General features: G+C 67.9%; 16 protein-coding genes. 6 read left to right on the forward strand and 10 right to left on the reverse strand.

What is annotated here, in order from left to right:
- Window positions 1–88 precede the first annotated feature (88 nt).
- Together AB5S17_RS04750 and AB5S17_RS04755 are read right to left on the reverse strand one after the other, a co-directional pair.
- Window positions 89–904, reverse strand: a complete 816-nt coding sequence (locus tag AB5S17_RS04750; RefSeq protein WP_369236691.1) for a tRNA1(Val) (adenine(37)-N6)-methyltransferase — start codon at window positions 902–904, stop codon at window positions 89–91.
- Window positions 891–1,109 carry a DUF2007 domain-containing protein gene (locus AB5S17_RS04755; RefSeq protein ID WP_369236693.1) on the reverse strand — a complete coding sequence of 73 codons (219 nt, stop codon included), beginning with the start codon at window positions 1,107–1,109 and terminating at the stop codon, window positions 891–893. The genes AB5S17_RS04750 and AB5S17_RS04755 overlap by 14 nt, the downstream gene beginning before the upstream one ends.
- Before the next feature lie 216 nt (window positions 1,110–1,325).
- Between AB5S17_RS04755 and AB5S17_RS04760 the strand changes: the two genes are divergently transcribed.
- From AB5S17_RS04760 to moaB, 4 genes are all read left to right on the forward strand, one after another.
- Complete coding sequence (locus AB5S17_RS04760; protein ID WP_369236695.1) at window positions 1,326–2,342, forward strand: polyprenyl synthetase family protein; 1,017 nt, start codon at window positions 1,326–1,328, stop codon at window positions 2,340–2,342.
- A 221-nt stretch (window positions 2,343–2,563) separates the two neighbouring features.
- Entirely contained in the window at window positions 2,564–4,417 is a 1,854-nt protein-coding gene (locus AB5S17_RS04765; RefSeq protein WP_369236697.1) for a tetratricopeptide repeat protein, read from the forward strand.
- A gap of 21 nt (window positions 4,418–4,438) precedes the next feature.
- Window positions 4,439–5,347: a 4-(cytidine 5'-diphospho)-2-C-methyl-D-erythritol kinase gene (locus AB5S17_RS04770; protein ID WP_369236699.1), complete on the forward strand. Its 909-nt coding sequence runs from the start codon at window positions 4,439–4,441 to the stop codon at window positions 5,345–5,347.
- On the forward strand, window positions 5,347–5,892 hold the full coding sequence (gene moaB, locus AB5S17_RS04775) for a molybdenum cofactor biosynthesis protein B (protein ID WP_369236701.1): 546 nt from the start codon (window positions 5,347–5,349) through the stop codon (window positions 5,890–5,892). Before AB5S17_RS04770 ends, moaB begins: the two co-directional genes overlap by 1 nt.
- A 33-nt stretch (window positions 5,893–5,925) precedes the next feature.
- Here moaB and AB5S17_RS04780 read toward each other — a convergent pair whose 3' ends face one another.
- The gene (locus AB5S17_RS04780; protein ID WP_369236703.1) at window positions 5,926–6,456 is read right to left on the reverse strand and encodes a glycosyl transferase family 2; all 531 of its coding nucleotides are present in this window, start codon (window positions 6,454–6,456) and stop codon (window positions 5,926–5,928) included.
- Between the two features lie 124 nt (window positions 6,457–6,580).
- Between AB5S17_RS04780 and AB5S17_RS04785 the strand changes: the two genes are divergently transcribed.
- Together AB5S17_RS04785 and AB5S17_RS04790 are read left to right on the forward strand one after the other, a co-directional pair.
- Complete coding sequence (locus AB5S17_RS04785) at window positions 6,581–7,738, forward strand: PA0069 family radical SAM protein (RefSeq protein WP_369236705.1); 1,158 nt, start codon at window positions 6,581–6,583, stop codon at window positions 7,736–7,738.
- A gap of 197 nt (window positions 7,739–7,935) precedes the next feature.
- Complete coding sequence (locus AB5S17_RS04790; RefSeq protein WP_369236707.1) at window positions 7,936–8,628, forward strand: ribonuclease HII; 693 nt, start codon at window positions 7,936–7,938, stop codon at window positions 8,626–8,628.
- A 222-nt stretch (window positions 8,629–8,850) separates the two neighbouring features.
- Here the strand turns inward: AB5S17_RS04790 and AB5S17_RS04795 are convergent, their stop codons facing one another.
- The 7 genes from AB5S17_RS04795 to AB5S17_RS04825 all read right to left on the reverse strand — a co-directional run bounded on the left by AB5S17_RS04795 (window position 8,851) and on the right by AB5S17_RS04825 (window position 14,411).
- Window positions 8,851–9,330, reverse strand: coding sequence for a F0F1 ATP synthase subunit B (locus tag AB5S17_RS04795; protein ID WP_369236709.1), 480 nt, complete (start codon window positions 9,328–9,330; stop codon window positions 8,851–8,853).
- 10 nt (window positions 9,331–9,340) lie between these two features.
- Window positions 9,341–9,943 (reverse strand): F0F1 ATP synthase subunit B, encoded by a 603-nt coding sequence (locus tag AB5S17_RS04800; RefSeq protein ID WP_369236711.1) that lies wholly within the window; start codon window positions 9,941–9,943, stop codon window positions 9,341–9,343.
- Between the two features lie 73 nt (window positions 9,944–10,016).
- Window positions 10,017–10,244, reverse strand: a complete 228-nt coding sequence (locus AB5S17_RS04805; protein WP_369236713.1) for a F0F1 ATP synthase subunit C — start codon at window positions 10,242–10,244, stop codon at window positions 10,017–10,019.
- Between the two features lie 75 nt (window positions 10,245–10,319).
- Complete coding sequence (locus AB5S17_RS04810; RefSeq protein ID WP_369236715.1) at window positions 10,320–11,078, reverse strand: F0F1 ATP synthase subunit A; 759 nt, start codon at window positions 11,076–11,078, stop codon at window positions 10,320–10,322.
- Between the two features lie 118 nt (window positions 11,079–11,196).
- The gene (locus AB5S17_RS04815) at window positions 11,197–11,562 is read right to left on the reverse strand and encodes an AtpZ/AtpI family protein (protein ID WP_369236717.1); all 366 of its coding nucleotides are present in this window, start codon (window positions 11,560–11,562) and stop codon (window positions 11,197–11,199) included.
- A 78-nt stretch (window positions 11,563–11,640) separates the two neighbouring features.
- On the reverse strand, window positions 11,641–12,645 hold the full coding sequence (locus AB5S17_RS04820; protein WP_369236719.1) for a TerC/Alx family metal homeostasis membrane protein: 1,005 nt from the start codon (window positions 12,643–12,645) through the stop codon (window positions 11,641–11,643).
- Window positions 12,646–12,893: 248 nt separating this feature from the next.
- Window positions 12,894–14,411, reverse strand: coding sequence for an amino acid permease (locus tag AB5S17_RS04825; RefSeq protein WP_369236721.1), 1,518 nt, complete (start codon window positions 14,409–14,411; stop codon window positions 12,894–12,896).
- Window positions 14,412–14,499: the final 88 nt, after the last annotated feature.

Consider the following 14,499-nt stretch of genomic DNA (forward strand, 5'->3'; position numbering starts at 1 on the left):
TCGGGCCTTTGCTGATCGGATCGTCGTGGCGGGGCATGTAAGTCGCACCCCGCGCTTTCGCAAAGCCGCCTGCCGCGCGATCGCGCCGTCAGAGCGTGAAGCCGATCATCTCCTCGCCCGCCGCGACCCGCTCGGCGAACGGATCGAGCCCGCCATCGGCGCGGTGCAGGACCCGGCCCGGCAGGATCGCCAGCGGCGCCCGCGAGCCCTTGCGGCCGTGGAACAGGATGCGCGAGGCCGGCGCGTCCGACGCCGGATGGATCGGCAGCACGCGCAGGCCGCCGAGCCGGCCCTCGACCGCCGTGATCGCCATCGCAAGAGCATCGGCGCGAAGGACTGCGGTCATGCCTCCGCCCCGCGCGACGAGAGCCGCGGCAACCTGCAGCCACCGCGCCAGCGACTGCGCATCGGTGCCGAACAGGGCCTCGGCGCGCAACGGGTCCGGCGGCGGTCGCGACCCGTGCGGATGGTAAGGCGGGTTCGTCAGGACATGGGCGAAGCGGCCGTCGAACAGCCCGGCCGCCTCGCGCAAGCCGCGCCGCGCCAGGATGTCGCCCTCGAGGACGGTGACCCGGCCCGCCAGCGGCCGATTCTCGTCCAGCCGGACGCTTCGCCGCGCAAGCTCGGCCATCTCGGCGTTCTTCTCGACCAGCGTGACGGCCACGCCCTCGCAGCGGCAGGCGGCGGCCAGCCCGACGGCGCCGGAACCCGCGCCGAGATCGGCGAGAGCGCCTGCGTCGTCCGGTCCGACCGTCGCGGCGAGAAGCAGCGCGTCGAGGCCGGAACGATAGCCTCGCCCGACCGGCTGGAGGAGATGAAAGCGGCCGCCGTAGAAGGCGTCCTGCCTGACGCCCGGCGGCTCCGCAGCGCTGGCCGGAAGCGCGCCCGGATCAGGAGAGTTCATGGCCGAGTTCGGCGTCGCGCATCAGCCGCCGCGCCTGGTCCAGCCGCTCGGGATCCACGAGAATCCGCCGCGGGATCGCGCCGATCGATCCGTCGAGGATGCTCATGTGCTGATCCGCGACGAAATGCGGGATGCCGGCGTCGTTGAGAAGCGCGTCGACGAAGGATATGAGAACCGCGTCATTGGATCGCATCAGTTCTTGCATGGAAGGCACCGCTCTGGAACAAGGAGCCCGAAGCCGCGAGCGGCCGACGGAACGGGAAGGTGGCGTAGGCAACGGCATTCCGGCGCGAAGGGCAAGCCCATCGAGCGCGACGCGTGCGGCGCCTTTGCGAAGCCAAGGCCTTCCACTTGCAGGACGGGACGCCATCTTGAACCGCAGCGATACGACGCGCTCGTGCGAACTGAACCACGGAGAGACATGGTGAGCTTGGCCAGCCCCGTCGGGCGGAGCGAAACCCGCGGCTCGATCGACCCCATCCTGTCGGTCACGGCGCCGGACATGGCGCGGGTCAACGAGCTGATCCTGAAAATGGCCGGCTCGAACGTCGAACTGATCCCGGAGATCGCCGACCATCTGATTTCCTCCGGCGGCAAGCGGCTGCGCCCGATGCTGACGATCGCCTCGGCCCTCGCCTATGGCTATCAGGGCGACGGGCATGTGAAGCTCGCGACCAGCGTCGAATTCATGCATACCGCGACGCTGCTGCACGACGATGTGGTGGACGAGAGCGACCTTCGGCGCGGCAAGAAGACCGCCCGGATGATCTGGGGCAACCAGGCCAGCGTCCTCGTCGGCGACTTCCTGCTCGGCCAGGCCTTCAAGATGATGGTCGAGGTCGGGTCGCTGGCGGCGCTGGACATCCTGTCGACCGCCTCCGCGGTGATCGCCGAGGGCGAGGTCTGGCAGCTCGCCGCCGCCAAGCACATGACCACCAGCGAAGCGGACTATCTCGCCGTCGTCGACGCCAAGACCGCTGCGCTTTTCGCCGCGGCGGCCGAGGTCGGGCCCGTGCTCGCCGGTGCCGGCGACGAGGCGCGCGCGGCGATGCACCGCTACGGCCGCAGCCTCGGCCTTGCCTTCCAGCTGGTCGACGACGTGCTAGACTATGGCGGTGCGTCCGCGTCGCTCGGCAAGAACACCGGCGACGATTTCCGCGAGGGCAAGATCACCCTTCCCGTCATCCTCGCCTATCAGGCCGGGAACGAGGCCGAGAAGCGCTTCTGGCAGGACGCGATGGAGAGCGGCCAGAACGACGATGCGGCGCTCGCCGAGGCGACCGGCCTGATCCGCAAGCACAGTGCCCTCGACGCGACGCTCGATCGCGCCCGCGCCTATGGCGAAGCCGCCTACGAGTCCGCTTTGACGCTGCCGCGCGGAACCGCGCGCGAGGCGTTGCTGGGCGTCGTCGACTTCTGCATCGACAGGATGCACTGACCCTGATGGCCGACGGGCGCCGTCCGGCGGCGCCCTTTCAGGCCGCCGATCCACGCGAAGGCCCGGGCCCCATTGCGGCCAAGGTCTCGGTGCAAATCTGCCAACGGCTTGCATTCGGCGCCGAATTGGCATCACCTCGGCGCAGCGCGAGAGAGACCGGTCTGAGGCGGCGGTCACGTCCCTCGCCGATCTTCCGGCGCCGTCCGAAAAGAGGATTACCAGTGCCCCTATCGCGTGTTCTCAGAACGTTGACGACCACGGTCTTCGTCGCCGCGGCCGCGACATCCTCGGCCTTCGCCGCCGGCGAGGCCCCGGACGTCAAGGTATCGACGCCGAACGTGCAGGCACAGTCGCTGGCGGGCGCCTATCTCGCCGCCAAGGCGGCGCAGCAGCAGGGCGATCTTCCGAGCGCGACGGACTTCTTCAATCAGGCTCTGGCGCTCGATCCGACCTCGCAGCTGCTGCAGCAGGACGCGATGTTCGCCTTCCTCGCCGACGGCAACTTCCAGGAGGGGGTCGACCTCGCGGCGAAGCTGCACGACGACGCCGACGCCTCGAAGGTCGCGCGGATCACGCTCGGCGTCGACGCGCTGCGCAAGGGCGACTTCCAGGCCGCGATCACCGAATTCGCCATTCCCGATCCGAGCGATCTCGACGGCCTGCTCCTCGGCCACCTGTCCTCCTGGGCCGAACTCGGCGCCGGCCATGTCGACAAGGCGCTGATGGATGTGGACGGGCTGAAGCACGCGCCCTGGTACACCGTCTTCAACGCCTATCAGAAGGGACTGCTCGCATCCGTCGCCGGGCGCACCGACGTCGCCCGCGCGGCCTTCCAGAGCGTCCTCGACGACCAGACCCTCGCCCGCACGTCGCCCGACGCCTATCTCGGCTCGGCCGAATCGCTGGCCCGGGTCGAAGCGCGCGCCGGCCAGAAGGACGCGGCGCTGAAGGCGCTCGACTTCGGCCTGAAGCTCGCCCCGAACTACGCACCGCTGACCTATCTGAGGGATCGGATCCAGCGCGGCGAGACGATCGAGCCACCGGTCGCCAACATCCAGCAGGGGGCGGCGGAGACGCTCTACGTGCTCGGCCAGGCGATCAATCGCGGCGACGGCCAGCAGGTCGCCCTGCTCTATTTCCAGCTCGCGCGCGCACTCGACCCGCGCAGCCCCGCTCTCTTGACCGCCCTCGCCGGCATCGCCGAGCAGGCGCAGCAGCTCGACCTCGCCATCTCCTACTACAAGGAGATCCCGGAGAATTCGGCCTATCGCCGGACCGCCGACCTGCAGACCGGGCTCGACCTCTGGTATTCCGGCAAGAAGGACGAGGCGAAGACGCATCTCCAGCGCGCCGTCCGCGACTATCCGGACGACGTCCAGGCCTATACCGCGCTGGCGGACGTCATGTCCGCCGACAAGAACTACCAGAAGGCTGCCGACGCCCTGAACAAGGCGATCGAGCTCGCCCCCAAGGGCGAGACCAGCAACTGGAACCTCTACTATCAGCGCGGCATCGCCTATGAGCGGATGAAGCAGTGGGACAAGGCCGAGCCCGACTTCAAGAAGGCGCTGCAGCTCTCGCCGAACCAGCCGCAGGTGCTGAACTATCTCGGCTATTCCTGGATCGACATGAACATCCACCTCAAGCAGGGTCTCGACATGATCAAGACCGCGGTGGAGCTCCGGCCGAACGACGGCTACATCATCGATTCGCTCGGCTGGGCCTACTACAAGCTCGGGCGCTATGACGACGCGGTCGACGAGCTGGAGCGCGCGGTCCTGCTGACGCCGCTCGATCCCACCATCAACGACCATCTCGGCGACGCCTATTGGCGGGTCGGGCGCAAGCGCGAGGCGAAGTTCCAGTGGAACCGGGCGCTGAACGGCGATCCGAAGCCGGAGCCGGACGAGGTGAAGTCGCTGCAGGCCAAGCTCGAGAACGGGCTGCAGGCGGCGCCGGCGAAAGGCGATCATGGCCAGTCCGGCGACGCCTCGGATGCGGGCAAGCCCGCCGGGGGCGCCGCCGCAGGAGCGGAAGCCGCCAAGGCGCAGGGTGCTGGCGCCAAGGCCGACTGAGCCGCTCGCGTCGGCCTTTCCATGCGGCGTCTCGCGGTCCCGGCGGGTGAGACTTTTGCGCCCGCAAAGGTCAATCTCGCATTGCATGTCGTGGGTCGGCGGCCGGACGGCTACCATCTGCTCGACAGTCTCGTCGTGTTCTCCGACGCGGCCGGCGACAGGCTGAGCCTGGCCGAGGCGGATGGCGAGGCGGACGGGCTCACGATCCACGGCCGCTTCGCACATGGTCTTCCGACCGGCCCCGAGAACATCCTCTTGAAGACCCTCGCGTTCGCGCGCGCGCGACTCGCCGAATCCGATCTGGCCCTCCCGCCCCTCGCCCTTCGCCTGGAGAAGCGGCTCCCGGTGGCGGCGGGCATCGGCGGCGGCTCGGCGGATGCTGCCGCGCTGCTGCGTTCCCTGATGCAGCTGGCGCCGCCCGACGCCTTCGACCGGCTTGCATCCCGGGCGGTGGAACTCGGCGCCGACGTTCCGATGTGCCTCGACGGCCGGCCGGCGCGCGTCTCCGGCATCGGCGAGATCATCGCGCCGCTCGCTGGTCTGCCGACTCTGCCGCTGCTCCTCGTCAATCCGGGCGTCGCGGTTTCGACGCCGGCCGTCTTTGCGGCGCTTCGGCGGCGGGACAATCCGCCGCTTCCGCCGATCCCGGCCGAAGGCTTTCCCGATCCGGCAGCCGTGGCCGACTGGCTCGGCGCAACCCGCAACGATATGGAGACGCCGGCGCTTTCGATCGCCCCCGAGATCGCCGATGTCGGCCGACGGCTGCTCGACGAGGGCGCGATGATCGCCCGCATGTCCGGCTCCGGCGCGACGGTGTTCGCGATCTTCGGATCCGACGATGCTATGCTCTCGGCGCGCCGGCGGATCGCCGCGGACCGGCCTCGCTGGTGGCTGTCCGGTGAAGACCCTGCAGCGAGGAGCCCTGCCTGATGGCCGAAGACCGCACCTTCATTCCGCTCGGGATCGCCGTCCTGACCGTCTCCGACACCCGCACGCTCGCCGACGACCGGTCCGGCGACACGCTGGTCGAGCGGCTGGAGAAGGCCGGCCATCGCCTCGCCGACCGCCGCATCGTCACGGACGACGTCGAGGCGATCCGCGACGCCGTCACCGCCTGGTGCGAGCGCGACGATGTCGACGTGGTGATCACCACCGGCGGCACGGGCTTTACCGGACGTGACGTCACGCCCGAGGCCCTGGAGCCGCTGTTCGAGAAGCGCATGGACGGCTTTTCCGCCGTCTTCCACCGCATCTCCTATGACAAGATCGGCGTCTCGACGATCCAGTCCCGCGCCACCGGCGGCGTGATCGCCGCCACCTTCGTCTTCGTGCTGCCGGGCTCGCCCGGTGCCTGCCGCGACGGATGGGACCATATTCTTGAGGCGCAGCTCGACTACCGGCACAAGCCCTGCAATTTCGTCGAGATCATGCCGCGGCTGGACGAGCACCTGCGGCGGGGCGGCCGCTCCGCCTGAGGCGAGGCTTCGACGGTCTCTGCCGGCAGCGCATCACTTGCGCCTGCGCTGGGCGGGCCGGATCTCCGCCGGCAGCCGTCCGACGGCGAGCCCCCTCGCCACCCCCTCCAGGCTCCCCGCTCCCTTGGCCTGGCCGAGCGCCTGTGCCTTGCGCAGGAGGACGCCTTCCGCCAGCGCCGTACGCTTCTGCGAGAAGCGTCCGAGAAGGCCCGGCCGGTCGGCACGTGCCCGAGCGAAGCGGACGGCCGAGGCGCCTGCGCGGCCGCCCGCCACCTCCTCGACATGCTCCGCCACCGCCGGAATCCAGCCCGGCTGGAGACGCGCGCCCGGCTCCAGCAGCAGCAGCCAGTCGCCTTTCGCCTGCGCCACCACGGAGTGAAGGTCGCCGGGCTCTGCCACTCGGCAGCCCGCATGGTCGGCAACCTTCCGGGCGCTGACGTCCATTCCCCGGTCGATCAGCACGACCTCGCGGACGACGCCCTCCACGGCCCCGGGAATCAGCGTCGCCAGGCTCGCCGCCAGCTTCTGATCGTCGGCCCCGCAATCCATCAACACGCTCAGCATGGCACCCGGCTTAGCGGGATCCGGGAACCTTTGCCAGCCATCCGTCATTTTGTTCTTGTCTTGTTCTCATGGACGCGTTAGGACTTCGTTCACAACTCGAAGACAGCCCTTGAGGAGGGCCCTCATGCGGGACGTTTCCACGGCCGATCGCGCGGCGTTCGCCTCCCCCGACGGCATCGACATCGCCAACCATATTCTGGACGAATCCGGCCTGCGCGTCGGCTTCGACCGGCGCCGCGGCCGAGGCGCCGGGGCCAATCCCAGCGGGCGCTACGAGCCGTTCGCCCGGTCGAGCTTCGACGACGGCTGGAACAGCCTTGAGCAGTTGCCGGCCTTCAAGACCGATGTGCAGGTCGAGCGGCCGAAGACGATCATCACGCGCAATGCCTCGCCCGACATCTCCTTCGACGGGTCGATCAATCCCTATCGCGGCTGCGAACACGGCTGCGTCTACTGCTTCGCGCGGCCGACGCACGCCTATATGGGCATGTCGCCCGGGCTCGACTTCGAATCGCGCCTCTTCGCCAAGCCCAACGCTGCCGAACTCCTGGAGCGGGAGCTCTCGAAGCCGGGCTACGAGGTGAAGTCGATCGCCATCGGCACCAACACCGATCCCTATCAGCCGATCGAGAAGAGCTGGGGGATCATGCGCGAGATCCTCGAGGTGCTGGAGGCTGCGAATCATCCGGTCGGCATCGTCACGAAATCAGCGCTCGTGACGCGCGACATCGACATCCTGTCGCGCATGGCGGCCAAGGGCCTCGCCCGGGTGGCGTTGTCCGTGACGACGCTCGACCGGACGCTGGCACGGGCGATGGAGCCGCGCGCGGCGACGCCGGCGAAGCGGCTGGAAGCGGTGAAGGCGCTCTCCGAGGCCGGCATCCCCACCATGGTGATGACGGCGCCGATCATTCCCGGCCTCAACGATTCGGAGATCGAGCGGCTCTTGGAATCGGCCAGGACCGCCGGTGCCCGCGAGGCCGGCTACGTCCTCCTCCGCCTGCCTCAGGAGGTCTCGCCCCTCTTCAAAGAATGGCTACTCAGGCACTATCCAAACCGCTACCGGCACGTCCTGTCGCTGCTGCGCTCGATGCGCGACGGCAAGGACTACGACGCGGAGTGGGGCAAGCGCATGCGCGGCACCGGCCCCTACGCGTTCCAGATTCGCCGGCGCTTCGAGATGACCGTGAAGCGGCTCGGCCTCAACGAGACCCGAACGGAGCTCAACTGCGACCTGTTCACGCCTCCCAAGGGTGCCGGCGTCCAGCTGGCCCTCCTCTAGCGGCCGGAGGGCGCAGAGGCGACTGAAGCCGCCGCGGGCAGCAACAGCCCGCCAGTCCGACACCGGGAGGCGCCGAGCGGCGCGTCCCGTCCGCATCGGCCGCCCGCGTTCTTCGGCCGAGCGGCTCGCCGGCTCCTCACCCCTCGAGCTGACGAGCCTTGTGGAGAATCGGAGAATGCGCGAGTCTCCGCCGCACGATGACTCGCCGTTCCTCCGATTCTCCCGTCCCTTCCAGGCAGCGCAAGCCGACTGCCGTCGCGCAGCCGGCGGCCGGTCCCGACTACAGCCGGGAAGCGGCGCTGCTGGCGGCCGGCGCGCGCCTGGTCGCCGGCATCGACGAGGCCGGGCGCGGACCGCTCGCAGGCCCGGTCGTGGCGGCGGCCGTGATTCTCGACCCGGAATGCGTGCCGGACGGGCTGAACGATTCCAAGAAGCTGGATGCGGCCGAACGCGAGCGGCTGTTCCGCGAGATCCTCGCCTGCGCGAGCGTCGGCTTCGCCTCCGCCAGCGCGCTGGAGATCGACCGCTACAACATTCGCGGCGCGACCCTCCTCGCGATGCGCCGCGCGCTGCACGCCTTGGGGGAGGCGCCCTGCCACGTCCTGATCGACGGCCGTGACGTTCCGCCCCTGTTGCGGTGCCCCGGAACGGCCGTCATTTCGGGCGACGCCCTGTCGCTGTCGATCGCGGCCGCCTCGATCGTCGCCAAGGTGGCGCGCGACCGGATGATGACCCGCGCCTGCCGCGCCTATGCCGGCTACGGCTTTTCGCGCCACATGGGCTATGCCACCGCCGAGCACCTGGAAGCGATCGGCCGGCTCGGCCCCTCGCCCATCCACCGCATGAGCTTCCGCCCGCTGCGGCGCGACCTCCTCGACGCAGCGGAATAGCGCGGCGGCCCTGGCTGCAGAGCTGGACGAAGGTCGCGGCTGCGGCGCCTCCGCCGACGCCGTATTCGCACACCGCGCCCCTTCCCGGCTCGCCGCACGACCTCCCCGCCTCATCAAATCAGGAAGCGCCGGAAGCGGCGGCTGTCGGCCGAAAGCCCTCGCCGGACACGAAAAAGGCCGCTCGCGGCGGCCTCGTTCAATTTCCCGGGATGATCCGACCGATCAGTTCAGCCGCTTGCGGACCTCGCCGATCGACTGGTCGATGAACTGGCCGCTGGCGCCGCCGGAATTGCGCTCGGCGATGATCCGGGCCGAAGCCGCGACGGCGAGGTTGACGGCAGACGCACGCACCTCGGCGACCGCGTCCTGCTCGGCCTGGCCGATCTTGCTCTCCGCCATGGCCGTGCGGCGCGCGACGTAGTCCTCGTTCTTGCGGCGGGCCTCGTCGAGCATCAGCTCGGCCTCGCGCTTGGCGGCGGCGACGATGTCCTTCGCCTCCTGCTCGGCCTCGCGCCGGCGGCGCTGGTACTCCGCCAGCTGCTGCTTGGCCTCTTCCTTCAGCTCGCGAGCTTCCTCGATCTCCGTGCGGATGCGCTCCGCCCGGCTGTCGAGCGACTTGCCCATCTTCGACGGCACCTTCAGGTACCAGATGAGGCCGAGAAAGATGACGAGCGCGATAAAGGCCCAGAATGTATTGTCCATCGTCGTCTCCTCAGCCGCGAGCCGCGTCGACGGCGCTGGCGATCTCGTCCGACCCGGCTTCGATGCCGGCGACCTCGCGCAGGATGGTGTCCGTCACGTCGCGGGCGATGCCGTCGACTTCGGCGAGCGCCGAGCGCTTCACCTCGGCGATGCGGGCCTGAGCCGCCTCGAGCTTCTCATCGAGTTCGGCGTCGAGACGCTTGCGCTCCTTCTCCGCGTCTTCGCGGGCGGAATCGCGAGCGTCCTGCGCGATCTTGTGCGCCCGGTCGCGGGCCTCCGCCAGTTCCTGCTCATAGGCGGCATGCGCCTCGTCGGCATCGGACTTCATCCGCTCGGCCGCTTCGAGGTCGAGCGCGATACGGTCACGCCGATTTTCCAGGATGCCGCCGATGCGCGGCAGGACGGTCCGCTTCAGCACCCAGTAGAAGACGCCGAAGGTGATCGCCAGCCACAGGAGCTGGGATGGGTAGAATTGCGGATCGAACGGCGGAAAGGCGCCATGCTCCGGCGCTGCGTGAACGGTTTCGCCACGCGTCGCCGCGACGTCGCTCTGCGGCGGCATATGCACGGCATCTGCTCCTTCGGTCTGGGCGAAGGCGGGCGTTACGAACATCGAAAGCTCCGGGAGTCCCTGACCGGCGGCCTCAACCGCCGCCGGCCTTCTGTCTCAGGTCGTGTCGTACCGATCAGACGACGAAGAGCAGGATAAGCGCGACGAGCAGCGAGAAGATGCCGAGCGCTTCGGTGATGGCGAAGCCGAAGATCAGGCGGCCGAACTGTCCGTCAGCGGCCGACGGGTTGCGCAGGGCGCCCGCCAGATACATGCCGAAGATCTGGCCGAGGCCGATGCCGGCGCCACCCATGCCGAGGCAGGCGATACCGGCGCCGATGTACTTTGCAGCTTCCGCGTCCATTGTGAATTCTCCTTTGGAAAGGGGTTGGCGGCTTGAGAAGCGGCAGCGTCGAACGAGGCTGCCAATGGGGTGTTTCTAGTGGCTCGGATGCAGGGCGTCGTTGAGGTAGAGACAGGTCAGAACCGCAAAAACGTAGGCCTGCAGCGCGGCAACCAGGAATTCGAGTGCCGTGAGGGCGATGGTCATCAGCATCGGCAGGATCGCGCCGACCGCTCCCAGGGTGCTGTAGGTACCCAGGGCGAAGACGAAGCCGGCGAAGACCTTCAGCGTGATGTGCCCAGCGAGCATGTTGCCGAACAGTCGAACCGACAGCGAGATCGGCCGCGACATGAAGGACACGATCTCGATGAGAACCACCAGCGGCAGCAGGATCGACGGCACGCCCGACGGCACGAACAGGTGGAAGAAGTGCGTTCCGTGCTTCATCAGACCGTACACGACGACGACGCTGATCACCAGGATCGCCAGCGCGAAGGTGACGATCAGCTGGGCGGTGATCGTGAAGAAGTACGGGATCATGCCGAGGAAATTCCCGATCAGCACGAACATGAAGATCGAGAACACGAAGGGGAAGAAGCGCATGCCAGCCGTTCCGGCCGAATCGCGCAGCATGTTCGCCACGAACTCGTAGGACAGCTCGGTCACCGACTGCACGCGCGAAGGAACGAGGCCGCGCCCACGCGTCGAGTAATACAGGAACGCCGTGGTGATCGCGACAACCAGCACCATGAACAGCGCAGAGTTGGTAAAGGAGAAATCCCAGCCGCCGATGTCGATCGGAACGATCCTGGTGATTCGAAACTGATGGATCGGATCTGTCGGATTGTGTTCCAAACGGTCTGGTCCTTCGTCAAACTACGTCACCCGGCGAGGGCCGATCAGCCAATAGCGTCACAATTCGCCGACCGCAACACCCCTGAAAGACTTTCCCGGGCTGTTTCCGCAACATCGGTCATCGACCTTCGTCGCGCTTCCCGCCCCAGGGCGAAGCCCCGCCCGAGACCGAGCGGATGACGTTGACCGCGCCGGCGGCAAAGCCGATCAGCAGGAAGACGATAAGGCCGAAGGGGCTGCTGCCGGCGAGCCTGTCGATGCCATAGCCGATGCCGGCGCCGACGAGGACGCCGGCGAGGAACTCGCTCGCGAGCTTCAGGCCTTCGGCGGCTCCCTGCATGCCGCCACGGTTCGACGGGGCCTTGGTTTCCTGCGGCGATCTGGCCCGCTGCTCCGCGAGCTTTCTTGCCAGATCGGCCCGCCGCGCATCCCAGTCCGCGGTCTCGCCGGGGCGTCCGCCTTCATCCGAATCCTCGGGGGTCATGCCGATGTCTCTCCCTGCGCAGTCGCTTCGTCCGGTCGCACGGACAGGATACGCGAAATCGCGCGTATCGTCCGAGCGTTAGCGGATCGCGCGGCTGCGCAGAAGGCTGGCGATCGTGGTGACTGCGAGGATTGCGACGATCACGCCGAGCGAGAGGCCGGTCGAGATGTGCGGCAGTCCCTCCACGGCATGGCCGCCGTTGATGAAGGGCAGGTCGTTCGATTCCAGCGCATGGAGGATCAGCTTCGCGCCGATGAAGGCGAGGATCAGCGCCAGACCGAAACCGAGATAGACCAGCCGGTCGAGCAGACCGCCGAGAAGGAAGTAGAGGTGCAGAAGCCCGAGCAGCGAGAAGGCGTTGGCGGTGAAGACGATGAAGGGCGCGTCCGTCAGCCCGTAGATCGCCGGGATCGAATCGAGTGCGAACAGAAGATCGGTCACGCCGAGCGCCAGAATCACCACAACCATCGGCGTGAAGAGCCGCTTGCCGTCCTTCGTCACCATCAGCGCGTTGCCGTGGAAATCCGGCGTGGTGCGGAGGTGGCTCTGGAACCACCGGACCAGGACGTTCGGCTTGTAGTCCTCGTCGGTCGACTTGCCGCTCGACAGGCTTTCGATGGCCAGATGCACGGCCGTGTAGAGCAGGAAGGCGCCGAAGATATAGAAAACCCAGGAGAACCGCTCGATCGCCGCCGCGCCGATGGCGATGAAGAGGCCCCGCATCAGCAGCGCCAGCAGGATGCCGATCAGCAGCGCCTTCTGCTGGTCTGCCCGCGGCACGCGGAACGTCTTCATCATGATGACGAAGACGAACAGGTTGTCGACCGACAGGCTCTTCTCGGTGATGTAGCCGGCGAAGAACTCGATGCCGTGCGTGTGGTCCCAGAATATCCAGACGCCGCCGCCGAAGATGACGGCGATCACGACGTAGAAGGTCGACCACAGGCCGGCCTCCTTGAAGCTCGGCTCGTGCGCCTTGCGCACGTGGGTGAGGAAATCGAAGACGAATAGCGCGGCAATGCCACCGACCGTCCCCAGCCAGACCCAGAGGTGTACCGTATCGCCACCGCTGGCGCCGCTCATCGCCGTCTCTTCCACACATCTCTCCCGACTGCGAGGCCGCGACCCCGTCCGCGCCGGCGGACGCCGGCGTCGCCCCTAGATGTGCAGCAGGTGAGCGGATTGAAAGGTTCGACGGGAATCCAAACAGGGCCCGCCGCGGGAGTGCGCCGTCGCTTCGCCCGAACGCGGAGAGGCCCGCCGGCGCTTTGCCGCCGACGGGCCTTGTCACATCATGCGACGAAACGGAAGGTCGCCGGCTCCAGTCCCTTTCAGACGGCGCCTGCCGGCCGCGGCACGGAGCCCGCATCGCTATGGCCGCCGGCATGTTCGATCGCGAACTCCTCCTCCGGCGAGAGGATCAGCCGGTGCCGGCCGACGAGCGCGAAATAGACGATGCCGATGGCGAACCAGATCGCGACGCCGAGGACGCCGGCCCGGTAGGTCGGGTCGGAGAGCTGGAAGCCGAGGGTGACCACCGCGATCACGATGGTCAGCGCGGCGCCGGTCAGGCCGAACGGGCTCTTGTAGGGCCGCGCGATGCCGGCATGGTTCCGCCGCAGGAGGATGAACGAGATCGCCTGCGCGATGTAGGAACACATGGCCCCGAACACCGCCATGTTGAGAAGCGTGCCGCCGATGACCGCGGAGCCGGCATCGGCGCCGAGGCCGAAGAACAGCGCCAGCATGATCGCGAGCCCGACCACCGCGCCGGCGATCATCGCGACGTGCGGCGTCTTGCGCTGGTCGTGCGTCACCGAGAGAAAGGGCGGGAAGTAGCCTGCCCGCGAGAGCGAGTAGATCTGCCGCCCCTGCGCGAAGATGATCGTGTGGAACGAGGCGACGAGGCCGATGATCGCGACGAAGGCGAGGAGCTTGGCCAGCCCCGTGCCGTAGATCGCCCGGAAGCCGTCGAGCAGCGGTTCGCCGGAAGAGCCGAGCTTGAACGATCCGACGCCCGGCAGCGCCGGATTGAGGAACAGGATCAGGAAGGCCGTGACGATCAGCGTCAGCATGCCGAGGATGATGCCCTTCGGCATGTCGCGCTGCGGATCGGCGGATTCCTCCGCCGCCAGCGGCAGCTGTTCGATCGCGAGGAAGGACCAGACCGCGAAGGGCAGCGCAGCGAGCGCGCCGGTGATGCCCATCGGCAGGAGCGGGCCGTGGCCTTCCGGCAGTTCGATGCCGCCGGGTCCGATGTTCAGCGCCCAGCGCGAAAAGTCGAAGGACGGCAGCGCCGACAGGAAGAAGACGAGAAGGATGCCGAGCGCCATCAGCGTCACGACCATCGTCACCTTGAAGGACAGTTCGACCCCGGCGAAGTTCAGCCCGACGAAGAGGATGTAGCCGACGATCCACCACACCGGCTGGAACGCCGTCGGGGTCTCGAAGATGCCGGTGAGATAGGAGCCGATGAAGAACACCACGACGGCGGGCGTCAGCACGTATTCGACGTTCTCGAAAAGCCCGGTGACGAAGCCGCCCCAGGGCCCCATCGTCGTGCGCGCGAAGGAATAGGCGGCGCCGGTGTGCGGCAGGGCGGGCGACATCTCGGCGATCGAGAAGGTCAGGCCGAGATACATGATCGCGATGACGATCGTCGCGATCAGCATGCCGCCCCAGCCGTCGGAGAGCAGGCCGAGGTTCCAGCCGGAATACTGGCCGGAGATGACCGCGCCGACGCCGAGCGCCCAGAGCGACCAGACGCCGGCATATTTCTTCAGACCGCGCTTCTCGAAATAGCCGGCCTCCGCGGCACGGTATGCGATGCCCTTCTTCTCCGTCGCCATGCGCTGGGTCTCCTGTCGGCAGGACGCTGCGTCAGGTCGAATTCAGCCATCACGGAAAGCTGCCGTCAATCTGAACATAAGGGCATCT

Origin of the sequence: Jiella sp. M17.18 (assembly GCF_041027365.1) — a bacterium.
Taxonomy (GTDB): domain Bacteria; phylum Pseudomonadota; class Alphaproteobacteria; order Rhizobiales; family Rhizobiaceae; genus VKMB-3413.